General features: G+C 67.3%; 31 protein-coding genes. 30 read left to right on the top strand and 1 reads right to left on the bottom strand.

Going from position 1 to position 19988, the window contains the following annotated elements; genetic code table 11:
* The first annotated feature begins 84 nt into the window (after positions 1-84).
* Both ACXYMW_RS04175 and ACXYMW_RS04170 read left to right on the top strand, forming a co-directional pair.
* Complete coding sequence (locus tag ACXYMW_RS04175) at positions 85-282, top strand: hypothetical protein (RefSeq protein WP_459034036.1); 198 nt, start codon at positions 85-87, stop codon at positions 280-282.
* Positions 283-292: 10 nt separating this feature from the next.
* On the top strand, positions 293-1237 hold the full coding sequence (locus tag ACXYMW_RS04170) for a DMT family transporter (protein WP_459034035.1): 945 nt from the start codon (positions 293-295) through the stop codon (positions 1235-1237).
* Positions 1238-1283: 46 nt separating this feature from the next.
* Here the strand turns inward: ACXYMW_RS04170 and ACXYMW_RS04165 are convergent, their stop codons facing one another.
* On the bottom strand, positions 1284-2105 hold the full coding sequence (locus tag ACXYMW_RS04165; RefSeq protein ID WP_459034034.1) for a glycosyltransferase: 822 nt from the start codon (positions 2103-2105) through the stop codon (positions 1284-1286).
* A 453-nt stretch (positions 2106-2558) separates the two neighbouring features.
* On the opposite strand from ACXYMW_RS04165, the gene rpsL reads away from it, so the two are divergent.
* The 28 genes from rpsL to ACXYMW_RS04025 all read left to right on the top strand — a co-directional run bounded on the left by rpsL (position 2559) and on the right by ACXYMW_RS04025 (position 19948).
* Complete coding sequence (gene rpsL, locus ACXYMW_RS04160; RefSeq protein WP_005980675.1) at positions 2559-2930, top strand: 30S ribosomal protein S12; 372 nt, start codon at positions 2559-2561, stop codon at positions 2928-2930.
* Positions 2931-2942: 12 nt separating this feature from the next.
* Positions 2943-3413: a 30S ribosomal protein S7 gene (gene rpsG / locus ACXYMW_RS04155; protein WP_459034033.1), complete on the top strand. Its 471-nt coding sequence runs from the start codon at positions 2943-2945 to the stop codon at positions 3411-3413.
* Between the two features lie 28 nt (positions 3414-3441).
* Positions 3442-5583 (top strand): elongation factor G, encoded by a 2142-nt coding sequence (gene fusA / locus ACXYMW_RS04150; protein WP_459034032.1) that lies wholly within the window; start codon positions 3442-3444, stop codon positions 5581-5583.
* Positions 5584-5669: 86 nt separating this feature from the next.
* Positions 5670-6845, top strand: a complete 1176-nt coding sequence (gene tuf / locus ACXYMW_RS04145; RefSeq protein ID WP_459034031.1) for an elongation factor Tu — start codon at positions 5670-5672, stop codon at positions 6843-6845.
* A 150-nt stretch (positions 6846-6995) separates the two neighbouring features.
* Positions 6996-7304 (top strand): 30S ribosomal protein S10, encoded by a 309-nt coding sequence (rpsJ, locus tag ACXYMW_RS04140; protein WP_043773807.1) that lies wholly within the window; start codon positions 6996-6998, stop codon positions 7302-7304.
* 15 nt (positions 7305-7319) lie between these two features.
* Positions 7320-8189 (top strand): 50S ribosomal protein L3, encoded by an 870-nt coding sequence (rplC, locus tag ACXYMW_RS04135; RefSeq protein ID WP_459034030.1) that lies wholly within the window; start codon positions 7320-7322, stop codon positions 8187-8189.
* Positions 8186-8803 (top strand): 50S ribosomal protein L4, encoded by a 618-nt coding sequence (gene rplD, locus ACXYMW_RS04130; protein WP_459034029.1) that lies wholly within the window; start codon positions 8186-8188, stop codon positions 8801-8803. Before rplC ends, rplD begins: the two co-directional genes overlap by 4 nt.
* Positions 8800-9096, top strand: coding sequence for a 50S ribosomal protein L23 (locus ACXYMW_RS04125; protein WP_459034028.1), 297 nt, complete (start codon positions 8800-8802; stop codon positions 9094-9096). Before rplD ends, ACXYMW_RS04125 begins: the two co-directional genes overlap by 4 nt.
* Before the next feature lie 173 nt (positions 9097-9269).
* Positions 9270-10112: a 50S ribosomal protein L2 gene (rplB, locus tag ACXYMW_RS04120; RefSeq protein ID WP_459034027.1), complete on the top strand. Its 843-nt coding sequence runs from the start codon at positions 9270-9272 to the stop codon at positions 10110-10112.
* A gap of 3 nt (positions 10113-10115) precedes the next feature.
* Positions 10116-10394 (top strand): 30S ribosomal protein S19, encoded by a 279-nt coding sequence (gene rpsS / locus ACXYMW_RS04115; RefSeq protein ID WP_459034026.1) that lies wholly within the window; start codon positions 10116-10118, stop codon positions 10392-10394.
* A 3-nt stretch (positions 10395-10397) separates the two neighbouring features.
* Positions 10398-10778, top strand: coding sequence for a 50S ribosomal protein L22 (gene rplV, locus ACXYMW_RS04110; protein WP_459034025.1), 381 nt, complete (start codon positions 10398-10400; stop codon positions 10776-10778).
* Positions 10778-11485: a 30S ribosomal protein S3 gene (gene rpsC, locus ACXYMW_RS04105; RefSeq protein WP_459034024.1), complete on the top strand. Its 708-nt coding sequence runs from the start codon at positions 10778-10780 to the stop codon at positions 11483-11485. Before rplV ends, rpsC begins: the two co-directional genes overlap by 1 nt.
* A gap of 13 nt (positions 11486-11498) precedes the next feature.
* Positions 11499-11912, top strand: coding sequence for a 50S ribosomal protein L16 (gene rplP, locus ACXYMW_RS04100; protein ID WP_459034023.1), 414 nt, complete (start codon positions 11499-11501; stop codon positions 11910-11912).
* Positions 11913-12153: 241 nt separating this feature from the next.
* The gene (gene rpmC / locus ACXYMW_RS04095) at positions 12154-12360 is read left to right on the top strand and encodes a 50S ribosomal protein L29 (protein WP_459034022.1); all 207 of its coding nucleotides are present in this window, start codon (positions 12154-12156) and stop codon (positions 12358-12360) included.
* An 11-nt stretch (positions 12361-12371) separates the two neighbouring features.
* Positions 12372-12602, top strand: coding sequence for a 30S ribosomal protein S17 (rpsQ, locus tag ACXYMW_RS04090; RefSeq protein ID WP_459034021.1), 231 nt, complete (start codon positions 12372-12374; stop codon positions 12600-12602).
* A gap of 76 nt (positions 12603-12678) precedes the next feature.
* The gene (rplN, locus tag ACXYMW_RS04085) at positions 12679-13047 is read left to right on the top strand and encodes a 50S ribosomal protein L14 (RefSeq protein ID WP_137793019.1); all 369 of its coding nucleotides are present in this window, start codon (positions 12679-12681) and stop codon (positions 13045-13047) included.
* Positions 13047-13358, top strand: coding sequence for a 50S ribosomal protein L24 (gene rplX / locus ACXYMW_RS04080; protein ID WP_459034020.1), 312 nt, complete (start codon positions 13047-13049; stop codon positions 13356-13358). The genes rplN and rplX overlap by 1 nt, the downstream gene beginning before the upstream one ends.
* Positions 13351-13911 carry a 50S ribosomal protein L5 gene (rplE, locus tag ACXYMW_RS04075; RefSeq protein ID WP_459034019.1) on the top strand — a complete coding sequence of 187 codons (561 nt, stop codon included), beginning with the start codon at positions 13351-13353 and terminating at the stop codon, positions 13909-13911. Before rplX ends, rplE begins: the two co-directional genes overlap by 8 nt.
* A gap of 13 nt (positions 13912-13924) precedes the next feature.
* Complete coding sequence (gene rpsN / locus ACXYMW_RS04070; RefSeq protein WP_459034018.1) at positions 13925-14230, top strand: 30S ribosomal protein S14; 306 nt, start codon at positions 13925-13927, stop codon at positions 14228-14230.
* A gap of 12 nt (positions 14231-14242) precedes the next feature.
* The gene (gene rpsH, locus ACXYMW_RS04065; RefSeq protein WP_459034017.1) at positions 14243-14635 is read left to right on the top strand and encodes a 30S ribosomal protein S8; all 393 of its coding nucleotides are present in this window, start codon (positions 14243-14245) and stop codon (positions 14633-14635) included.
* A gap of 13 nt (positions 14636-14648) precedes the next feature.
* Positions 14649-15182 (top strand): 50S ribosomal protein L6, encoded by a 534-nt coding sequence (gene rplF, locus ACXYMW_RS04060; RefSeq protein ID WP_459034016.1) that lies wholly within the window; start codon positions 14649-14651, stop codon positions 15180-15182.
* An 11-nt stretch (positions 15183-15193) separates the two neighbouring features.
* A complete protein-coding gene (rplR, locus tag ACXYMW_RS04055; RefSeq protein WP_459034015.1) occupies positions 15194-15553 on the top strand; it encodes a 50S ribosomal protein L18 in 360 nt (119 codons plus the stop codon).
* A 177-nt stretch (positions 15554-15730) separates the two neighbouring features.
* Positions 15731-16321, top strand: a complete 591-nt coding sequence (rpsE, locus tag ACXYMW_RS04050) for a 30S ribosomal protein S5 (RefSeq protein ID WP_459034014.1) — start codon at positions 15731-15733, stop codon at positions 16319-16321.
* A gap of 2 nt (positions 16322-16323) precedes the next feature.
* Positions 16324-16512, top strand: a complete 189-nt coding sequence (gene rpmD, locus ACXYMW_RS04045; RefSeq protein WP_459034013.1) for a 50S ribosomal protein L30 — start codon at positions 16324-16326, stop codon at positions 16510-16512.
* A 226-nt stretch (positions 16513-16738) separates the two neighbouring features.
* The gene (locus ACXYMW_RS04040; RefSeq protein WP_459034012.1) at positions 16739-17179 is read left to right on the top strand and encodes a GFA family protein; all 441 of its coding nucleotides are present in this window, start codon (positions 16739-16741) and stop codon (positions 17177-17179) included.
* Between the two features lie 171 nt (positions 17180-17350).
* The gene (rplO, locus tag ACXYMW_RS04035) at positions 17351-17824 is read left to right on the top strand and encodes a 50S ribosomal protein L15 (protein WP_459034011.1); all 474 of its coding nucleotides are present in this window, start codon (positions 17351-17353) and stop codon (positions 17822-17824) included.
* Between the two features lie 121 nt (positions 17825-17945).
* Positions 17946-19307: a preprotein translocase subunit SecY gene (gene secY / locus ACXYMW_RS04030; protein WP_459034010.1), complete on the top strand. Its 1362-nt coding sequence runs from the start codon at positions 17946-17948 to the stop codon at positions 19305-19307.
* The gene (locus ACXYMW_RS04025; RefSeq protein WP_459034009.1) at positions 19304-19948 is read left to right on the top strand and encodes an adenylate kinase; all 645 of its coding nucleotides are present in this window, start codon (positions 19304-19306) and stop codon (positions 19946-19948) included. The genes secY and ACXYMW_RS04025 overlap by 4 nt, the downstream gene beginning before the upstream one ends.
* Positions 19949-19988 lie beyond the last annotated feature (40 nt).

Genomic DNA, 19988 nt, shown 5'->3' with positions numbered 1-19988 from the left:
AGGGAAAAGGCCGGGCGGGGACTTGCGCCCGGAGCGGCGGCTGCTAGCGTCGCTCTCCCAGAGATGCGCTTCGAGGAGGAGACGATGCCCGCATCCCATGTCTATGTGCCGCCGCGCGACACCCGACTGCCGGTGCCCGGCGCCCCCGGCGACGCCTGGCGGATGCACAACCCGCGCCGCGGCGGCTGCCGCGCCAGCGGCTGCGAGGGCTTCGCGGAGACCGGGGAAAGCCCGATCTGCGGCGCCTGCGGGCATCACAACCGCGAACACGAACCCTGCTGAGGATCCCGTCATGGCTGCCGCGCCGCTTTCGGAGAATGCCCGCGGCGCGCTGCTGATGATGGGGGCGATGGCCGCCTTCACCTGCAACGACGCGCTGGTCAAGCGCGCCGGGGCGGAGCTGCCGCTGATGCAGATCCTGGTGATCCGCGGCGCCGTGGCGAGCCTTGCCATCCTGCTCTTGGCCTGGGCCGCGGGCGGGCTGCGCCGGCCCGGGCGCCGCGACGGGCTCCTGATCGCGCTGCGCAGCGCGGCGGAGATCGGCGCCACCTGGTTCTTCCTGACCGCGCTGATGCGGATGCCGCTGGCCAATGTCACGGCGATCCTGCAGACCCTGCCGCTCACCGTGACGCTGGCCGGGGCGCTGGTCTTCGGCGAGACGGTGGGCTGGCGCCGCGGCCTGGCCATCGCCGTGGGCTTTGCCGGAATGCTGCTGATCGTGCGCCCGGGCAGCGCCGAATTCGACGCCAACGCGCTCTACGCGATGGCCGCGGTGGCCTTCGTGACGGTGCGCGACCTCGCGGTGCGGCGGCTCTCGGCGGCGGTGCCGAGCCTCACCGTGACGCTGGCCGGCAGCCTGTCGGTGACGCTCTTCGCGGCGGCGCTGAGCGCCGGGGTGCCGTGGCAGCCGGTGCCGGCGGGGGCCGGGGCGCTGGTGCTCGGCGCGGCGGGCTTCGTGATCTTCGGCTATCTGATGAGCGTCGCGGCGATGCGGGTGGGTGAGGTCGCGGTGGTGGCGCCGTTCCGCTATACCGGGCTGCTCTGGGCGCTGGGCCTGGGCTGGGCGCTGTTCGGCGACTGGCCGCGGCCGCTGACCCTGGTGGGCGCGGCGCTGATCGCCGCCACCGGCCTCTTCACGCTCTGGCGCGAGGCCCGCGCGCGGCGCCGCGGCGGGGCGGTGATCGGCGCCGCCCGTGCCGCTCCGGTGGCCGCCGGCGCGCCGCCGCCGCGGCGCTAGAGCAGGGGCACCGGCGCGGCGCTAGGGCAGGGGTGCCGGCGCGGCGCTAGGGCAGGGGCGCCGGCGCCGCGTAGACCCGGCGGACATGGTCGGCGTCGATGGCGAAGCGGCGCCGGAACAGCGCCTCCCCGGCCGCGTCGAGCCGCGGCAGGGCCCGGCCCTCGGCATCGCCGCGCTGGCGGGAATCGTTGTGATCGTTGTGGCCGCGGACATACATCGCCGGGGCGTGGAAGGTCAGCGTCGGCATGAAGCGGTTGATCCGCTCATGGGCGAAATTCATGATCGATTGCCGCGTCCCGCCGGCCACCGCCACGGCCTGGGCCACGCCCCAATAGGGCCGCACGATCTCCTCGGCACACAAACCCGTTTCATCGGCCCGGGCGACGTAGCCGCGGTTCCAGTCGAAGCCCATCAGCGGCGCCCGCGCGAGGATCGGCGCGGCGTCCCGCGCGGCCTGCCGCAGGCTGGCGACGAAATCCACCGCCACCGCGTCGTCGTCGTCGTGGCGGAATTGCAGGCAGGGCGCGTCGGGGTCGCGCCGCGCGGCGTTCAGCACCGCGCGGCAGACCTGGCGGTGCGGCCCCGGCGGCCGGGCGACGATGCGCGCCTGCGGCAGGTCGGCCAGCAGCGCCTCGAGCCGCGCCCGGTAGGGCCGGGGCAGGCTGTCGCCGATCAGCACGACGAAGCTGAACTCCGGGTCGGTCTGGGCCTTCAGCCCGGGCAGGCAGACGGTCTCGAACTGCCGGAACCGCGCCTCCAGCCGGGCCGGGGCGTAGAGATAGGCGATGCGCTCGCCGATGCTGTCATGGCCGACCTGGAAGCCGCCCTCGGCCGGCCAGGAGAAGCGGCAGAAGCCGATCACTTGCATTCTCGCCGCCCTCTCGTGCATATCCCGGTGGCCCGCTCCGCGCGCCAGACTGACAGCGCCGCGGGCCCCCGGCAAGCGGCCCGTCCGGCCGCTCCGCGCCGGTGCCGCCGCGACCGCCGGAGGCGCTGTTGACAAGCCCGGCGACTCTCCATATACGCGCCGCATCTCGGCCCGGGGTCCGCCCCGCGGCCGACAGCAGCAGAACCGAAGCGGTCACGATCCGGGCCATGCCATGCGCCCCGATCCTCTGGAACCTCCCGCGTCGTCCCGGAACGAGGGACGTATGCGGTTTTTTGCGTCGCCCGGGAACCGGGCGGTACGAGGCCGGAGCCGCCAGGGGCCTGTTGCGCGAAACGCCGGGGTCTTGCGGACGCGCGAGGGCCTGAACCATCAGAACCCGCACGGGCCAGTCCCGCGCACCACATATGTGAGATACACGGGGATAAGACCGGAATGCCAACGATCCAGCAGCTGATCCGCAAGCCGCGGCAGCCCAAAGTCAAGCGCTCGAAGTCGATGCATCTCGAGCAGTGCCCGCAGAAGCGCGGCGTCTGCACGCGCGTCTACACCACCACGCCGAAGAAGCCGAACTCGGCAATGCGGAAGGTGGCCAAGGTCCGTCTGACCAATGGCTACGAGGTGATCAGCTACATTCCGGGCGAGAGCCACAACCTGCAGGAGCACTCGGTTGTGCTGATCCGCGGGGGCCGGGTGAAGGACCTTCCGGGCGTGCGCTACCACATCCTGCGCGGCGTGCTCGACACCCAAGGCGTCAAGGACCGCAAGCAGCGCCGTTCGAAGTATGGCGCCAAGCGCCCGAAATAAGAGGTACGAGAGATGTCCCGTCGTCACGCTGCCGAAAAGCGCGAAATCCTGCCCGACGCCAAGTATGGCGACCGGGTCCTGTCGAAGTTCATGAACAACCTGATGGTCGACGGCAAGAAGTCCGTCGCCGAGGGCATCGTCTACAACGCGCTCGACCGGGTCGAGGCCAAGGTCAAGCGCGCGCCGGTGGAGATCTTCCACGAGGCGCTCGACAACATCAAGCCGTCGGTCGAGGTCCGCTCGCGCCGGGTCGGTGGTGCCACCTACCAGGTCCCCGTGGAGGTGCGCCCCGAGCGTCGCGAGGCCCTGGCCCTGCGCTGGCTCATCGACGCGTCGCGCAAGCGCAACGAGAACACGATGGAAGAGCGCCTGGCGGGCGAGCTCCTCGATGCGGTCAATTCCCGCGGTGCCGCGGTGAAGAAGCGCGAGGACACGCACAAGATGGCCGATGCCAACAAGGCATTCAGCCACTACCGCTGGTAATCCGAACTCAAGCCTGAGGACCTACCCAATGGCACGCGAATATTCCCTCGAGCGCTACCGGAACTTCGGGATCATGGCGCATATCGATGCGGGCAAGACGACCTGCACCGAGCGCGTCCTGTTCTACACCGGCAAGTCGCACAAGATCGGCGAAGTCCATGACGGCGCCGCGACGATGGACTGGATGGAGCAGGAGCAGGAGCGGGGGATCACCATCACCTCGGCTGCGACCACCACCTTCTGGTTCCGCACCGAGGACGGCAAGAACCCGACCGGCATCTACGGCGACACGCCGGAAGAGGCCCGCTTCCGCTTCAACATCATCGACACGCCCGGCCACGTCGACTTCACGATCGAGGTGGAGCGCTCGCTCGCCGTGCTCGACGGCGCGATCTGCGTGCTGGACGCCAATGCCGGCGTCGAGCCCCAGACCGAGACCGTCTGGCGTCAGGCCGACCGCTACAAGGTCCCGCGCATCGTCTTCGTCAACAAGATGGACAAGATCGGCGCCGACTTCTTCAACTGCGTGAAGATGATCAAGGACCGCACCGGTGCCACCCCGGCCCCGATCCAGCTGCCGATCGGCGCCGAGGATCAGCTCGAGGGCATCGTCGACCTCGTGACCATGAAGGAATGGGTCTGGAAGGGCGAGGATCTGGGCGCCTCCTGGGTCATCCAGGACATCCGTGACGAGCTCAAGGACCAGGCCGAGGAATACCGTGCCAACCTCGTCGAGCTCGCCGTCGAGATGGACGACGACGCCATGGAGAAGTACCTCGAAGGCGAAGAGCCCGACCTGCCGACCCTGCGGACGCTGATCCGCAAGGGCACGCTGGAGATGGCCTTCGTTCCGGTGCTCGCCGGCTCGGCGTTCAAGAACAAGGGCGTGCAGCCCCTGCTGAACGCGGTGATCGACTACCTGCCGGGTCCGCTCGACGTGCCGCCCTACATGGGCTTCTCGCCCGATGACGAGACCGAAGAGCGCAACATCGCCCGCCGTCCGGGCGACACCGAGCCCTTCGCCGGTCTGGCCTTCAAGATCATGAACGACCCGTTCGTGGGCTCGCTGACCTTCACCCGGATCTATTCCGGCCTGCTGGAGAAGGGCGGTTCCGTCCTGAACTCCACCAAGGGCAAGAAGGAACGCATCGGCCGGATGATGATGATGCACTCGAACTCCCGCGAGGAGATCGATTGGGCCGGCTCCGGCGACATCATCGCGCTGGCGGGTCTGAAGGACACCACCACGGGCGACACGCTCTGCGACGCCGCCAAGCCGGTGGTTCTGGAGACCATGACCTTCCCCGACCCGGTGATCGAGATCGCCGTCGAGCCGAAGACCAAGGCCGACCAGGAGAAGATGTCCGCCGGTCTGCAGCGCCTGGCCGCAGAGGACCCGTCCTTCCGCGTCGAGACCGACATCGAGTCGGGCCAGACGATCATGAAGGGCATGGGCGAACTGCATCTCGACATCCTGGTCGACCGCCTCAAGCGGGAGTTCAAGGTCGAGGCCAATATCGGCGCGCCGCAGGTGGCCTATCGCGAGACCATCCGCCAGAAGATCGAGCACACCTACACCCACAAGAAGCAGTCGGGTGGCTCGGGTCAATTCGCCGAGGTCAAGCTCGAGATCATGCCGACCGAGCCGGGCGAGGGCTATTCCTTCGAGTCCCGCATCGTCGGCGGCTCGGTGCCGAAGGAATACATCCCCGGCGTCGAGAAGGGCATCAAGTCGGTGATGGACAGCGGTCCGCTCGCGGGCTTCCCGGTGATCGACTTCAAGGTGGCGCTGATCGACGGCAAGTTCCACGACGTCGACTCCTCGGTCCTGGCCTTCGAGATCGCGTCGCGGATGTGCATGCGGGAAGGCCTGAAGAAGGCCGGCGCGCAGCTGCTCGAGCCGATGATGAAGGTCGAGGTGGTCACCCCGGAGGAATATACCGGTTCGATCATCGGCGACCTGACCTCGCGGCGCGGCCAGGTGACCGGTCAGGATCCGCGCGGCAACGCCGTGGCGATCCACGCCATGGTGCCGCTGGCCAACATGTTCGGCTACATCAACAACCTGCGCTCGATGTCCTCGGGCCGCGCGCAGTTCACGATGCAGTTCGACCATTACGATCCGGTGCCGCAGAACATCTCGGACGAGATCCAGAAGCAGTACGCCTGATCCGGGTGGCGGGCTGAGGCCCGCCCTACCCACCATTCGTAGGCCGGGCCCGGGCCCGGCACCCGCAACGAGAAGGAGCCAGTTTCATGGCAAAGGAAAAGTTCGAACGCGGCAAGCCGCATTGCAACATCGGCACGATCGGGCACGTGGACCACGGCAAGACCACGCTGACCGCCGCGATCACCAAGTATTTCGGCGATTTCCGCGCCTATGACCAGATCGACGGCGCGCCGGAGGAGAAGGCCCGCGGGATCACCATCTCGACCGCGCATGTGGAATACGAGACCGACGCGCGGCACTACGCCCATGTCGACTGCCCGGGCCATGCCGACTACGTGAAGAACATGATCACCGGGGCGGCGCAGATGGACGGCGCGATCCTGGTGGTGAACGCCGCCGACGGCCCGATGCCGCAGACCCGCGAGCACATCCTGCTCGGCCGTCAGGTCGGCATCCCGGCGATGGTGGTGTTCCTCAACAAGGTCGACCAGGTCGACGACGAGGAGCTCCTGGAGCTGGTCGAGATGGAGGTGCGCGAGCTGCTCTCCGAGTACGACTTCCCGGGCGACGACATCCCGATCGTGGCGGGCTCGGCGCTGGCGGCGATGGAAGGCCGCGACCCGGAGATCGGCGAGAACAAGATCCGCGAGCTGATGGCCGCCGTGGACGAGTACATCCCGCAGCCCGAGCGCGCCGTCGACCAGCCCTTCCTGATGCCGATCGAGGACGTGTTCTCGATCTCCGGCCGCGGCACCGTGGTCACCGGCCGGGTCGAGCGCGGCGTCATCAACGTGGGCGACGAGATCGAGATCGTCGGCATCCGCGACACCAAGAAGACCACCTGCACCGGCGTCGAGATGTTCCGCAAGCTGCTCGACCGCGGCGAGGCCGGCGACAATATCGGCGCGCTGCTGCGCGGCGTCGACCGTGAGGGCGTCGAGCGCGGCCAGGTGCTCTGCAAGCCCGGCTCGGTGACCCCGCACACCAAGTTCGAGGCCGAGGTCTACATCCTGACCAAGGAGGAGGGCGGCCGCCACACGCCGTTCTTCGCCAACTATCGTCCGCAATTCTACTTCCGGACCACCGACGTGACCGGCACCGTGTCGCTGCCCGAGGGCACCGAGATGGTGATGCCCGGCGACAACCTGAAATTCGTCGTCGAGCTGATCGCCCCGATCGCCATGGAAGACGGCCTGCGCTTCGCCATCCGCGAAGGCGGCCGCACCGTCGGCTCGGGCGTCGTCTCGAAGATCGTCGAGTGATCCGCACCGCCGCGCCCCGCTCCCGGGGCCGGCAGAGCTACCGCGAGGACGCCGGCCGCTGTGCCGGCGTCTGACCGACCGGGTTCGACGAGGCGGCGGGGTGGTCCCGTCTCCTCCTCTCAACCCCCACAGCCGACAAAGGCGAGAGAAATGCAAAGCCAGAACATTCGCATCCGGCTCAAGGCGTTCGATTACCGCGTGCTGGATGCCAGCACCCAGGAGATCGTGAACACCGCGAAGCGGACCGGGGCCGACGTCCGGGGCCCGATCCCGCTGCCGAACAAGATCGAGCGGTTCACCGTCCTGCGCGGTCCGCACGTCAACAAGAAGTCGCGCGACCAGTGGGAGATCCGCACCCACAAGCGTCTGCTCGACATCGTCGATCCGACCCCGCAGACCGTGGACGCGCTGATGAAGCTCGACCTCGCCGCGGGTGTCGACGTCGAGATCAAGGTGTAAGGAGGGCAGGTTCAGATGCGCTCTGGAGTCATCGCAAAGAAGGTCGGCATGACCCGGCTCTTCCTGGAGGACGGGAAGCAGGTTCCCGTGACCGTCCTTCAACTCGACAAGCTGCAGGTCGTGGCGCAGCGCACCGTCGAGGCGCACGGCTATTCCGCCGTGCAGCTCGGCTGCGGCTCGATCAAGCCGAAGAACGTCTCGAAGCCGATGCGCGGCCACTTCGCCGTCGCCAAGGTCGAGCCCAAGCGCAAGGTCGCGGAATTCCGCGTCGCGCCGGAGAACCTGATCAATGTCGGTGAGGAGATCACCGCCGATCATTACTTCGAGGGCCAGTACGTCGACGTCTCCGGCACCTCGATCGGCAAGGGCTTCGCCGGTGCCATGAAGCGGCACAATTTCGGCGGCCTGCGCGCCTCGCACGGCGTGTCGATCAGCCACCGCTCGCACGGCTCGACCGGCCAGTGTCAGGATCCCGGCAAGGTCTTCAAAGGCAAGAAGATGGCCGGCCACATGGGCGCCGTCCGGGTCACCACGCAGAACCTGCAGGTGGTCAAGACCGACGCCGATCGCGGCCTGATCATGATCAAGGGCGCGGTGCCGGGCTCGAAGGGCGGCTGGGTGACGATCAAGGACGCGGTCAAGAAGCCCGTGCCCGAGAACATCATCCTGCCCGCGGCGCTGAAATCCGCTGCCGACGAGGCCAAGCGTCTGGCCGAGGAAGCCGCGCGCCAGGCCGAGGAAGAGGCCCGCGCCGCCGAGGAGGCCCGTCTCGCCGAGGAGGCCGCCCAGCAGGAGGCCGCGCTCAAGGAAGCCGAGGCCGAGATCTCCGAGGAGACGGCGGACACCGACAAGTCGGACGCCGAGAAGAAGGACGGTGAGGCATGAAACTCGACGTGATCAAGCTCGACGGCGAGACCGCGGGTTCGGTCGATCTGGGCGACGAGATCTTCGGTCTCGAACCCCGCGCCGACATCCTGCACCGGGTGGTCCGCTGGCAGCGCAACAAGGCGATGCAGGGCACCCACTCGACGCTCGGCCGCTCCGAGGTCAGCTACTCGACCAAGAAGATCTACCGCCAGAAGGGCACCGGCGGCGCACGCCACGGCTCCCGCAAGGCGCCGATCTTCCGCAAGGGTGGCATCTACAAGGGGCCGACGCCCCGCAGCCACGCCCACGACCTGCCCAAGAAGGTCCGGGCGCTGGGTCTGAAGCACGCGCTTTCGGCGAAGGCGAAGGAAGGCCGTCTGGTCATCCTCGAATCGACCGAGACCGACGGCAAGACCAAGTCGCTGGCCAAGGCGGTCCGCGATCTCGGCTGGAAGAAGGCGCTGGTGATCGACGGCGCGCAGGTCAATGACGGCTTCGCGCGCGCGGCCGCCAACATCGACGGGCTGGACATCCTGCCCTCGATGGGCGCGAACGTGTACGACATCCTGAAGCGGGACACCCTGGTGATCACCCGCGCCGGTGTCGAAGCTCTGGAGGCCCGGCTGAAATGAGCGCGAAGGCAGAACAGTACGACGTGATCCGCAAGCCCGTGATCACCGAGAAGTCCACCCTGGTGTCCGAGGACAACAAGGTGGTGTTCGAGGTGGCCATGGACTCGACCAAGCCGCAGATCCGCGACGCGGTCGAGGCGCTGTTCGGGGTCAAGGTGAAGGCGGTCAACACCGCCATCACCAAGGGCAAGGTGAAGCGCTTCCGCGGTCAGAAGGGCCGCCGCGCCGACACCAAGAAAGCCTATGTGACGCTGGTCGAGGGAAACACCATCGACGTCACCACCGGCCTCTGATAGAGAGCCGCGACTCACTCGGCGTGGCCCCGGGACCATCCCTCGGGGCCACGTCTTTTCGCCGGGGACCTTCGGGGCCCTGTATCCGACGATGGGGGCAACCCCATCCGACACGTGGCGGCGCTTCCCGGTCCCGGGCGGCGGCCGCCGACTGACAACGGAAGACAGGAAGCATGGCACTCAAGTCGTACAAGCCGACGACGCCGGGCCAGCGCGGGCTGGTGCTGATCGACCGTTCGGAGCTGTGGAAGGGACGTCCCGTCAAGGCACTCACCGAGGGTCTGACGAAGAAGGGCGGTCGCAACAACACCGGACGGATCACTGCACGCCGCCGTGGCGGGGGCGCGAAGCGTCTCTATCGCATCGTCGATTTCAAGCGCACGAAGTTCGACGTGCAGGGCACCGTGGCACGGATCGAATACGACCCGAACCGCACCGCCTTCATCGCCCTCATCCAGTACGATGACGGCGAACAGGCCTACATCCTCGCGCCGCAGCGCCTCGCCATCGGCGACCGCGTGCTGTCGAGCGCCAAGGCCGACATCAAGCCGGGCAACGCGATGCCGTTCTCCGGCATGCCGATCGGCACGATCGTGCACAACATCGAGCTGAAGCCGGGCAAGGGCGGGCAGATCGCGCGCGCCGCCGGCACCTACGCCCAGTTCGTCGGCCGCGACGGCGGCTACGCCCAGATCCGCCTGTCCTCGGGCGAGCTGCGCCTGGTGCGCCAGGAATGCATGGCGACGGTCGGCGCGGTGTCCAACCCGGACAACTCGAACCAGAACATCGGCAAGGCCGGTCGGAACCGCCACTACGGCAAGCGGCCGAGCGTCCGCGGCGTGGTGATGAACCCGATCGATCACCCGCATGGCGGCGGCGAAGGCCGCACCTCGGGCGGCCGTCACCCGGTTACCCCGTGGGGCAAGCCGACCAAGGGTGCCCGGACCCGCAACCCCAACAAGGCGTCGTCGAAGCTCATCATTCGCTCGCGCCACGCCAAGAAGAAAGGGCGGTAATCCATGACGCGCTCTGTTTGGAAAGGCCCCTTCGTCGATGCCTACGTCCTGAAGAAGGCCGAGGCAGCACGGGATTCGGGCCGCAACGAAGTCATCAAGATCTGGTCGCGGCGCTCCACCATCCTGCCGCAATTCGTGGGTCTCACCTTCGGCGTCTACAACGGCCACAAGCACGTGCCGGTGAACGTCACCGAGGACATGATCGGCCAGAAGTTCGGGGAATACTCGCCGACGCGGACCTATTACGGTCACGCTGCCGACAAGAAAGCCAAGAGGAAGTAAGCCATGGGCAAGGATAAGAATCCCCGCCGCGTGGCGGACAACGAGGCGATGGCCAAGCTGCGCATGCTGCGCACCTCGCCCCAGAAGCTCAACCTCGTTGCGGCGCTCATCCGCGGCAAGAAGGTCGACAAGGCTCTCAACGACCTGACCTTCTCGAAGAAGCGCATCGCGATCGACGTCAAGAAGTGCCTGCAATCGGCAATCGCCAACGCCGAGAACAACCACGGTCTCGACGTCGACGAGCTGGTGGTGGCCGAGGCCTGGGTCGGCAAGAACCTGGTGATGAAGCGCGGCCGTCCGCGGGCGCGCGGCCGGTTCGGACGCATCCTCAAGCCGTTCTCGGAAATCACCATCAAGGTGCGTCAGATCGAGGAGCAAGCCTAATGGGTAACAAGACCAATCCGATCGGCATGCGCCTCCAGGTCAACCGCACCTGGGACAGCCGCTGGTACGCCGATACCAAGGACTACGGGAACCTGCTGCTCGAGGATCTGCGGATCCGCGACTTCATCCACAAGGAGTGCAAGCAGGCCGGCGTCGCGCGGATCATCATCGAGCGCCCGCACAAGAAGTGCCGGGTGACGATCCACGCCGCCCGTCCCGGCGTCATCATCGGCAAGAAGGGCGCCGACATCGAGTCGCTGCGCAAGAAGCTCGGCCGGATGACCGACAGCGAGCTGCACCTCAACATCGTCGAGGTGCGCAAGCCGGAACTCGACGCGCGTCTGGTGGGGGAATCGATCGCCCAGCAGCTCGAGCGCCGGGTGTCGTTCCGCCGCGCCATGAAGCGCGCGGTGCAGAACGCCATGCGCATGGGTGCCCTGGGCATCCGGGTGAACCTGTCGGGCCGCCTCGGCGGCGCCGAGATCGCCCGGACCGAATGGTACCGCGAGGGCCGGGTGCCGCTGCACACGCTGCGCGCGGACATCGACCACGCCCATGTCGAGGCGGCGACGCCCTACGGCATCATCGGGATCAAGGTCTGGATCTTCAAAGGCGAGATCATGGAGCACGATCCCCAGGCCCGCGACCGTCGTTCGCAGGAACTCCAGGACGGACCGGCCCCGCGTGGCGCCGGCGGCCGCCGCTGAGGAGGACTGACACATGCTGCAACCGAAACGGACGAAGTTCCGCAAACAGCACAAGGGCCGGATCCACGGCGAGGCGAAGGGCGGGTCCGACCTGAACTTCGGCACCTACGGCCTCAAGGCGACCCAGCCGGAGCGCATCACCGCGCGCCAGATCGAGGCCGCCCGCCGGGCCATGACGCGCCACATGAAGCGTCAGGGCCGCGTCTGGATCCGCATCTTCCCGGACGTGCCGGTCTCCTCCAAGCCCACCGAGGTCCGGATGGGTAAGGGCAAGGGCTCGGTCGATTACTGGGCCGCCCGGGTGAAGCCCGGCCGGGTGATGTTCGAGATCGACGGCGTCGGCGAGGAGATCGCCCGCGAGGCGCTGCGCCTGGCCTCGATGAAGCTGCCGATCAAGACCCGGATCGTGGTCCGCGAGGACTGGTGATCCGCCGGGCGGCCCGGCCGCCCGCGACGCTCCAAGCAAGGCCCCCGCGGCGCTGCCGGCGGGGGCCTTCGCACACCCGCCCCGGGCGGCGCCGCGCGCGCCCGGCGATTTCCCGCAGCCCGCCCTTGCCACGCCGGCGCATCGGCGCTATAGGGCGCGCTCATCCACGGACTCCACCGGAATCAGGGTGACCCTCGCAGACGGGGAGGGGCCCTCCGGTGATGTTGAAGAAAGGGGCGACATGAACGCCAGCGAACTCCGTGACAAGACCCCGGACGAACTCCGGGACCAGCTTGTCCAGCTCAAGAAAGAGGCCTTCAACCTGCGCTTCCAGCAGGCCACCGGGCAGCTCGAGAACACCGCGCGGATGCGGTCCGTGCGCCGCGACGTGGCACGCGTGAAGACCGTGCTGAACCAGAAGGCCGCCGACGCGGCCTCCGCAGAATAAGAGGGACGGACATGCCCAAGCGTATTCTTCAAGGCACCGTGACCTCGACGGCCAACGCCCAGACCGTCACCGTCTCGGTCGAGCGCCGCTTCAAGCACCCCGTGCTGCAGAAGACCATCCGCAAGTCCAAGAAATACCGCGCCCATGACGAGGCGGGGTCGTTCTCGGTCGGCGATACGGTGCGCATCATCGAATGCGCCCCGAAATCCAAGACGAAACGCTGGGAGGTGATCGCGGAGTGATCCGCGGCCACCTTTCCGTTTGATCGAAACCCCGGGGATTTAACCAGAAAAGCCTCGGAAGGTCGGGAGAAACCACATGATCCAGATGCAGACCAATCTGGATGTCGCTGACAATTCCGGTGCCCGGAAGGTTCAGTGCATCAAGGTCCTGGGTGGGTCCAAGCGCAAATATGCGTCCGTCGGCGACATCATCGTCGTCTCGGTAAAGGAAGCCATCCCGCGCGGCCGCGTGAAGAAGGGCGATGTCCGCAAGGCCGTCGTCGTGCGCACCGCCAAGGAAGTCCGTCGCGAGGACGGCACCGCGATCCGCTTCGACCGCAACGCCGCCGTGATCCTGAACAATGCGGGCGAGCCGGTCGGCACCCGTATCTTCGGGCCGGTCGTGCGCGAGCTGCGGGCGAAGAACTTCATGAAGATCATCTCGCTGGCTCCGGAGGTGCTCTGATGGCTGCGAAACTCCGCAAGGGTGACAAGGTGATCGTGCTTGCCGGCAAGGACAAGGGCAAGCAGGGCACCATCACGCAGGTGATGCCGAAGGACGGCAAGGCCGTCGTCGAGGGCATCAACATGGCCGTGCGCCACCAGCGTCAGACCCAGACCAACCAGGGTGGCCGCCAGCCCAAGGCGCTGCCGATCGACCTGTCGAACCTCGCCCTCGTCGATGCCAACGGCAAGCCGACCCGCGTCGGTTTCCGCGTGGACGGCGACAAGAAGGTCCGCTTCGCCAAGACCACGGGGGACGCGATCGATGCTTGATGCTCAGAACTACACCCCGCGTCTGCGGCAGCTGTTCCGCGACGAGATCAAGGCCAAGCTCAAGGAAGAGTTCGGCTACAAGAACGACCTGCAGATCCCGCGTCTGGACAAGATCGTTCTGAACATCGGCTGCGGCGCCGAGGCGGTCCGCGACAGCAAGAAGGCCAAGTCGGCGCAGGAAGACCTGTCCCGCATTGCCGGCCAGCACGCCGTCGTGACCAAGGCCAAGAAGTCGATCGCCGGCTTCCGCGTCCGCGAAGAGATGCCGCTGGGCGCCAAGGTGACCCTGCGCGGCGACCGGATGTACGATTTCCTCGACCGCCTGATCACCGTGGCGATGCCGCGCATCCGCGACTTCCGCGGTGTGAAGCCGAGCTTCGACGGTCGCGGCAACTTCGCGATGGGCATCAAGGAGCACATCGTCTTCCCGGAAATCGACTTCGACAAGGTCGACGAGGTCTGGGGCATGGACGTGATCATCACGACCACCGCCGCGACCGACGCGGAGGCGCAGGCGCTTCTGAAGCACTTCAACATGCCGTTCACGAGCTGAGGGGATACGGATTATGGCCAAGAAATCCATGGTCGAACGCCAGAAGAAGCGTGAGCGGCTCGTGGCACAATATGCCGAGAAGCGCGCGTCTCTGAAGGCGATCGCAAACGACGAATCGAAGCCGATGGAAGAGCGCTTCAAGGCCCGGCTGAAGCTGGCCGAGCTGCCGCGCAACTCGTCGCCGACGCGTCTCAACAACCGCTGCCAGCTGACCGGGCGTCCGCACGCCTATTATCGGAAGCTGAAAGTCAGCCGGATCATGCTGCGCGAGCTGGGCTCCAAGGGCCTGCTTCCGGGCATGGTCAAGTCGAGCTGGTAAGGAGGGCGTGAGATGAACGATCCCATCGGTGATATGCTCACCCGTATCCGCAACGCCGGCATGCGCGGCAAGTCGACCGTCCGGTCGCCGGCCTCCAAGCTGCGCGCCTGGGTGCTCGATGTGCTGGCCGACGAAGGCTACATCCGCGGCTACGAGAAGGTGACCGACGAGCGTGGCCACGCCGCTCTCGAGATCAGCCTGAAGTACTACGAGGGCGCCCCCGCGATCCGCGAGCTGAAGCGCGTCTCGAAGCCCGGCCGCCGCGTCTACATGGGCGTGGATGCCATCCCGCAGGTCCGCCAGGGTCTCGGCGTTTCCATCGTCTCCACCCCCAAAGGTGTGATGTCCGATGCGACCGCCCGTGCCCAGAACGTCGGCGGCGAAGTGCTCTGCACGGTATTCTGAGGAGGACGCACGCATGTCTCGTATCGGCAAGAAACCGGTCGCGCTGCCCGCGGGTGTCTCCGCCAGCGTGTCGGGCCAGACCATCGAGGTGAAGGGGCCGAAGGGCACCCAGAGCTTCACCGCCACCGACGACGTGACCCTGACCGTCGAGAACGACGCCGTCTCGGTCACGCCGCGCGGCAAGTCCAAGCGCGCCCGCCAGCAATGGGGGATGAGCCGGACCGTCGTCTCCAACCTGGTGCACGGCGTCTCCGACACCTTCAAGAAGGAGCTCGAGATCCAGGGTGTGGGTTACCGCGCCCAGGTTCAGGGCAAGATCCTGAAGCTGAACCTCGGCTACAGCCACGAGGTCAACTTCGAGATCCCCGAAGGCATCACCATCACCGCGGCGAAGCCGACCGAGCTCGTGGTCGAAGGCCACGACAAGCAGCAGGTCGGCCAGGTGGCCTCGAACATCCGCGATTGGCGGCGTCCGGAGCCCTACAAGGGCAAGGGCATCCGCTACAAGGGTGAGTACATCTTCGCCAAGGAAGGCAAGAAGAAGTAAGGACGGCGCAAATGGCTTTCAGCAAAAGAGTGCAGTTCCAGAAGCGCCGTCTGCGCGTGCGGAACAAGCTTCGGGCCACGAATGCGGGGCGGCTCCGTCTCAGCGTTCACCGCTCGAACAAGAACATCAGCGTGCAGCTGATCGACGACGTCAACGGCGTCACCGTGGCCTCCGCCTCCAGCCTCGAGAAGGATCTGGGCGTGGTCGGCAAGAACTCGGTGGAAGCGGCCCAGAAGATCGGTGCCGCGATCGCCGAGCGCGCCAAGAAGGCAGGCATCGACGAGGCCTACTTCGACCGCGGCGGCTTCCTCTACCACGGCCGCGTCAAAGCGCTGGCCGAGGCGGCCCGCGAAGGCGGCCTGAAGATCTGATGGGGCAGGGCGGGGGCGACCCCGCCCGCCTCGCGTCTTTTGTCGGCCCCGCGCGCGGGCGCCGGTGAGGGCAGGCGACACCTGTCGCCTCGATGATCGGGGGGCGCCGCGCGCACCCACTTCGATTGGACCGACCAGGCGCCCCGCGCGGGCGCCGCACAGCAAGAAGGATGCCGCATGGCAGACCGTGACAACCGCCGGGGCAGCCGTCGCGACCGCGACGAGACTCCGGAATTCGCCGATCGCCTGGTCGCGATCAACCGCGTCTCCAAGACCGTCAAGGGCGGCAAGCGCTTCGGCTTCGCGGCGCTCGTCGTCGTGGGCGACCAGAAGGGCCGCGTCGGCTTCGGCAAGGGCAAGGCCAAGGAGGTCCCCGAGGCCATCCGCAAGGCTACCGAGCAGGCCAAGCGCCGCATGATGCGCGTGCCGCTGCGCGAGGGCCGCACCCTGCACCACGACATCGAGGGCCGTCACGGCGCCGGCCGCGTGGTGATGCGCGCCGCGCCGCAGGGTACCGGGATCATCGCCGGTGGTCCGATGCGTGCCGTCTTCGAGATGCTGGGCGTTCAGGACGTGGTCGCCAAGTCGATCGGGTCGCAGAACCCCTACAACATGATCCGCGCAACGCTGGACGGCCTGTCGCTCGAGCAGTCGCCGCGCCACGTGGCTCAGCGCCGCGGCAAGAAGGTCTCCGACATCCTGCCGAAGCGCGACGATGCCTCGGCGCAGGCGTCGGGTGACCATCAGCACGTGTCCGAGGAGGCGTGAACATGGCCAAGACCATCGTCGTCAAGCAGATCGGCTCGCCGATCCGCCGCCCCGAGAAGCAGCGCCAGACGCTGATCGGCCTGGGGCTGAACAAGATGCACAAGACCCGCGAGCTGGAGGACACTCCGGCGATCCGCGGCATGATCCGCAAGATCCCGCATCTGGTCGAGATCGTCGAGGAGCGCGGCTGAAGCCGCCGCCCCGCGACCCGAGACCCGGAAACGCCCCGATGCCCCGCATCGGGGCGTTTTCGCGTTCGTCAGGCCCCCCCCGGCGGCGGCGACCGTCGCCGCCGCGGCGGGTCCCCGCGCCGGGGTGCCGCGGGGGATCCGAACGTCGGTCTCGACGCCGGGGCTTTGTTGCGGCCTGATGGTGACGCGGGGGAAGGGTCCCGCGATCCCAGAGGGAGGAAAGATCATGTCCAGTCCGTACCAGGGCGGCTGCGAACACGTGCACGTCAAGGCCGAGGCCGAGCCGATCGACAACCATGTCTGCCACTGCAATGTCTGCAAGTCGGTGACCGGGCAGCAGACCACCCATGTCGCCTTCTTCAATTACGGCGACGTGAAGGTCGACCATCCGGAGAAGATGAAGCGCCAGCCGTTCAACGCCGAGAACCCGAACGGGCCGCTCGAGCTCTGCACCTGCGGCGAATGCGGCGCGGCGCTGATGCTCGACGACAAGGAAAAACGCATCCGCGTCGCCGTGCCGAACGTCATGGGCTATGACGACGACGCCTTCCCGGATGCCAACTATCACGCCTTCTACGACGATTCGAAGGGCTACCCGAAGCCGCAGGACGGCCGTCCGGTCTACGAGGGGCTGCGCCCGGACTTCTCCTGGCCGCAATCGGCCTGAGCCTTCGGGATCGTGCCGGGGCGCCGCCGGCCCGAGGCCGCCCGTCGCCCTTGAACTCGCCGCCGCCGCCCGCTATAGGCCGGCGGCGGCCCGCATGCGGGCGCGCAACCTGACACCACCGTGGTCGGCCCCGTTCGCTTCGGGGGCCGCATCCGGCAAAGGAGAAGCGATATGAAACTCAACGAACTCCGGGACAATCCCGGCGCCGCCCAGAAGAAGAAGCGCATCGCGCGCGGCCCGGGCTCGGGCAAGGGCAAGATGGGCGGCCGCGGCATCAAGGGCCAGAAGTCGCGCTCGGGCGTGGCGATCAACGGCTACGAGGGCGGCCAGATGCCGCTCTACCAGCGTCTGCCGAAGCGCGGCTTCAACAAGCCGAACCGCAAGGCCTACGCCGTGGTCAATCTCGGCCTGATCGAGAAGTTTGCCGAAGCCGGCAAGCTCGATGCCGGCCAGACCATCGACGAGGACGCTCTGGTGGCCTCCGGCCTGGTGCGCCGCAAGAAGGACGGCATCCGGGTGCTGGCCAAGGGCGAGATCACCCGCAAGCTGACCCTCGCCGTGACCGGCGCCTCCAAGGCCGCCGTCGAGGCGGTGGAGAAGGCCGGCGGCTCGCTGAAGCTCACCGGCGCCGAGGCGGCCGAGTAACGGCTCCGTTCGGGGCATTGTGGCCGGCCGCGCCGGCCGCTATGTCTCCCCCGAGTTTTCCGACGCCGCCCCGAGCTGGAAGACGCTCCGGGCGGCGTTCGTCCGAATAGAGAGATCCGCCATGGCATCCGCAGTCGAACAAATGGCCGCCAACACCAGCTGGGCGGCGCTCGGCAAGGCCACCGACCTCCGCAACCGCATCCTCTACACGCTGGCGCTGCTGTGCATCTTCCGGCTCGGCACCTTCATCCCGGTGCCCGGCATCGACGGCGCGGCGCTGCGCGAATTCATGGAAGGCGCGCAATCGGGGATCGGCGGCATCCTGACGATGTTCACCGGCGGCGCTCTGGGCCGCATGGGCATCTTCGCCCTCGGCATCATGCCCTACATCTCGGCCTCGATCATCGTGCAGCTGCTGGCCTCCATGGTGCCGGCGCTGGAGCAGATGAAGAAAGAGGGCGAGCAGGGCCGCAAGAAGATCAACCAGTATACCCGCTACGGCACGGTGCTGCTGGCGACCTTCCAGGCCTACGGCCTCGCCGTCAGCCTCGAGGCCGGCGACCTGGTGACCGATCCGGGCTGGTACTTCCGCGCCGCCACGGTGATCACGCTGGTGGGCGGCACCATGTTCCTGATGTGGCTGGGCGAGCAGATCACCGCCCGCGGCGTCGGCAACGGCATCTCGCTGATCATCTTCGTCGGCATCATCGCCGAGGTCCCGGCCGCACTGGCGCAGTTCTTCGCCTCCGGCCGTTCCGGCGCGATCTCCCCCGCGGTGATCATCGGCGTCATCGTCATGGTGATCGCGGTGATCATGTTCGTGGTCTTCATGGAGCGCGCGCTCAGGAAGATCACCATCCAGTATCCGCGCCGCCAGGTCGGCATGAAGATGACCGAGGCGCAGAACTCGCACCTGCCGGTCAAGGTCAACCCGGCGGGCGTCATCCCGGCGATCTTCGCCTCGTCGCTGCTGCTCCTGCCGGTGACGATCTCGACCTTCTCGGGCTCCGATACCGGCCCGGTCATGTCGACGATCCTGGCCTATTTCGGCCCCGGCCAGCCGCTCTACCTGCTGTTCTTCGCGGTGATGATCGTCTTCTTCGCCTACTTCTACACGTTCAACGTGTCGTTCAAGCCGGACGACGTGGCCGACAACCTGAAGAACCAGTCGGGCTTCGTGCCGGGCATCCGGCCGGGCAAGCGGACCTCGGAATACCTCGAATACGTGGTCAACCGCATCCTGGTCCTGGGCTCCGCCTACCTTGCCGCCGTCTGCCTGCTGCCGGAGATCCTGCGCAACCAGTTCGCCATTCCGTTCTATTTCGGCGGCACCTCGGTGCTGATCGTGGTGAGCGTGACCATGGACACGATCCAGCAGGTGCAGAGCCACCTCCTGGCGCATCAATACGAAGGTCTTATTCAGAAGTCGCAGCTGCGCGGTAAGGGTAAGGCCCGCAAGGGAAGGGGGCCGGCTCGGCGATGAACATCATACTTCTGGGACCGCCCGGCGCGGGCAAGGGAACACAGGCGCGCCTGCTGACGGAAAAGCGCGGCATGACCCAGCTCTCCACCGGGGACATGCTGCGGGAGGCCAAGGACTCCGGCACCGAGATGGGCCAGAAGGTCGCCGAGGTGATGGCGCGGGGCGAGCTCGTGACCGACGAGATCGTCATCGGCCTGATCCGCGAGAAGCTCGAGGCCGACGCCACGGCGGGCTTCATCTTCGACGGCTTCCCGCGCACCCTGGCGCAGGCCGACGCGCTCGAGGCGTTGCTCAAGGATACCGGCGAGAGCCTGGCCCGGGTGATCGAGCTGCGCGTCGATGACGAGGCGCTGGTGGCGCGGATCACCGCGCGTTCGACCTGCGCGTCCTGCGGCGAGGTCTACAACGACCTGACCAAGCCGATCCCGGCGGACGGCAAGTGCGTCAATTGCGGCGGTACCGAGTTCAAGCGCCGGTCCGACGACAACGAGGACAGCCTGCGCAAGCGTCTGATGGAATATTACAAGCAGACCTCGCCGCTGATCGGCTACTACCACGCCAAGGGCAAGCATGTCCGGGTCGACGGGCTGGGCGAGATCGAGGCCGTCGAGGCCGAGATCGCGCAGCATATCGACGCCTGACCGGGGCCGGCCGCCGGGGGTCCGGCGGTTCCCGACCGAT

The organism is Roseivivax sp. CAU 1761 (assembly GCF_054482755.1).
The sequence above is the reverse complement of the archived record's forward strand: the minus strand, read 5'-3'. Positions and strand labels throughout refer to the sequence as shown.

Excerpts from the sequence above, each read along its gene's own strand:
- ACXYMW_RS04175 (WP_459034036.1), top strand. The coding sequence starts at position 85 with ATGCCCGCATCCCATGTCTATGTGCCGCCGCGCGACACCCGACTGCCG.
- ACXYMW_RS04170 (WP_459034035.1), top strand. The coding sequence starts at position 293 with ATGGCTGCCGCGCCGCTTTCGGAGAATGCCCGCGGCGCGCTGCTGATG.
- ACXYMW_RS04165 (WP_459034034.1), bottom strand. The coding sequence starts at position 2,105 with ATGCAAGTGATCGGCTTCTGCCGCTTCTCCTGGCCGGCCGAGGGCGGC.
- rpsL (WP_005980675.1), top strand. The coding sequence starts at position 2,559 with ATGCCAACGATCCAGCAGCTGATCCGCAAGCCGCGGCAGCCCAAAGTC.
- rpsG (WP_459034033.1), top strand. The coding sequence starts at position 2,943 with ATGTCCCGTCGTCACGCTGCCGAAAAGCGCGAAATCCTGCCCGACGCC.
- fusA (WP_459034032.1), top strand. The coding sequence starts at position 3,442 with ATGGCACGCGAATATTCCCTCGAGCGCTACCGGAACTTCGGGATCATG.
- tuf (WP_459034031.1), top strand. The coding sequence starts at position 5,670 with ATGGCAAAGGAAAAGTTCGAACGCGGCAAGCCGCATTGCAACATCGGC.
- rpsJ (WP_043773807.1), top strand. The coding sequence starts at position 6,996 with ATGCAAAGCCAGAACATTCGCATCCGGCTCAAGGCGTTCGATTACCGC.
- rplC (WP_459034030.1), top strand. The coding sequence starts at position 7,320 with ATGCGCTCTGGAGTCATCGCAAAGAAGGTCGGCATGACCCGGCTCTTC.
- rplD (WP_459034029.1), top strand. The coding sequence starts at position 8,186 with ATGAAACTCGACGTGATCAAGCTCGACGGCGAGACCGCGGGTTCGGTC.
- ACXYMW_RS04125 (WP_459034028.1), top strand. The coding sequence starts at position 8,800 with ATGAGCGCGAAGGCAGAACAGTACGACGTGATCCGCAAGCCCGTGATC.
- rplB (WP_459034027.1), top strand. The coding sequence starts at position 9,270 with ATGGCACTCAAGTCGTACAAGCCGACGACGCCGGGCCAGCGCGGGCTG.
- rpsS (WP_459034026.1), top strand. The coding sequence starts at position 10,116 with ATGACGCGCTCTGTTTGGAAAGGCCCCTTCGTCGATGCCTACGTCCTG.
- rplV (WP_459034025.1), top strand. The coding sequence starts at position 10,398 with ATGGGCAAGGATAAGAATCCCCGCCGCGTGGCGGACAACGAGGCGATG.
- rpsC (WP_459034024.1), top strand. The coding sequence starts at position 10,778 with ATGGGTAACAAGACCAATCCGATCGGCATGCGCCTCCAGGTCAACCGC.
- rplP (WP_459034023.1), top strand. The coding sequence starts at position 11,499 with ATGCTGCAACCGAAACGGACGAAGTTCCGCAAACAGCACAAGGGCCGG.
- rpmC (WP_459034022.1), top strand. The coding sequence starts at position 12,154 with ATGAACGCCAGCGAACTCCGTGACAAGACCCCGGACGAACTCCGGGAC.
- rpsQ (WP_459034021.1), top strand. The coding sequence starts at position 12,372 with ATGCCCAAGCGTATTCTTCAAGGCACCGTGACCTCGACGGCCAACGCC.
- rplN (WP_137793019.1), top strand. The coding sequence starts at position 12,679 with ATGATCCAGATGCAGACCAATCTGGATGTCGCTGACAATTCCGGTGCC.
- rplX (WP_459034020.1), top strand. The coding sequence starts at position 13,047 with ATGGCTGCGAAACTCCGCAAGGGTGACAAGGTGATCGTGCTTGCCGGC.
- rplE (WP_459034019.1), top strand. The coding sequence starts at position 13,351 with ATGCTTGATGCTCAGAACTACACCCCGCGTCTGCGGCAGCTGTTCCGC.
- rpsN (WP_459034018.1), top strand. The coding sequence starts at position 13,925 with ATGGCCAAGAAATCCATGGTCGAACGCCAGAAGAAGCGTGAGCGGCTC.
- rpsH (WP_459034017.1), top strand. The coding sequence starts at position 14,243 with ATGAACGATCCCATCGGTGATATGCTCACCCGTATCCGCAACGCCGGC.
- rplF (WP_459034016.1), top strand. The coding sequence starts at position 14,649 with ATGTCTCGTATCGGCAAGAAACCGGTCGCGCTGCCCGCGGGTGTCTCC.
- rplR (WP_459034015.1), top strand. The coding sequence starts at position 15,194 with ATGGCTTTCAGCAAAAGAGTGCAGTTCCAGAAGCGCCGTCTGCGCGTG.
- rpsE (WP_459034014.1), top strand. The coding sequence starts at position 15,731 with ATGGCAGACCGTGACAACCGCCGGGGCAGCCGTCGCGACCGCGACGAG.
- rpmD (WP_459034013.1), top strand. The coding sequence starts at position 16,324 with ATGGCCAAGACCATCGTCGTCAAGCAGATCGGCTCGCCGATCCGCCGC.
- ACXYMW_RS04040 (WP_459034012.1), top strand. The coding sequence starts at position 16,739 with ATGTCCAGTCCGTACCAGGGCGGCTGCGAACACGTGCACGTCAAGGCC.
- rplO (WP_459034011.1), top strand. The coding sequence starts at position 17,351 with ATGAAACTCAACGAACTCCGGGACAATCCCGGCGCCGCCCAGAAGAAG.
- secY (WP_459034010.1), top strand. The coding sequence starts at position 17,946 with ATGGCATCCGCAGTCGAACAAATGGCCGCCAACACCAGCTGGGCGGCG.
- ACXYMW_RS04025 (WP_459034009.1), top strand. The coding sequence starts at position 19,304 with ATGAACATCATACTTCTGGGACCGCCCGGCGCGGGCAAGGGAACACAG.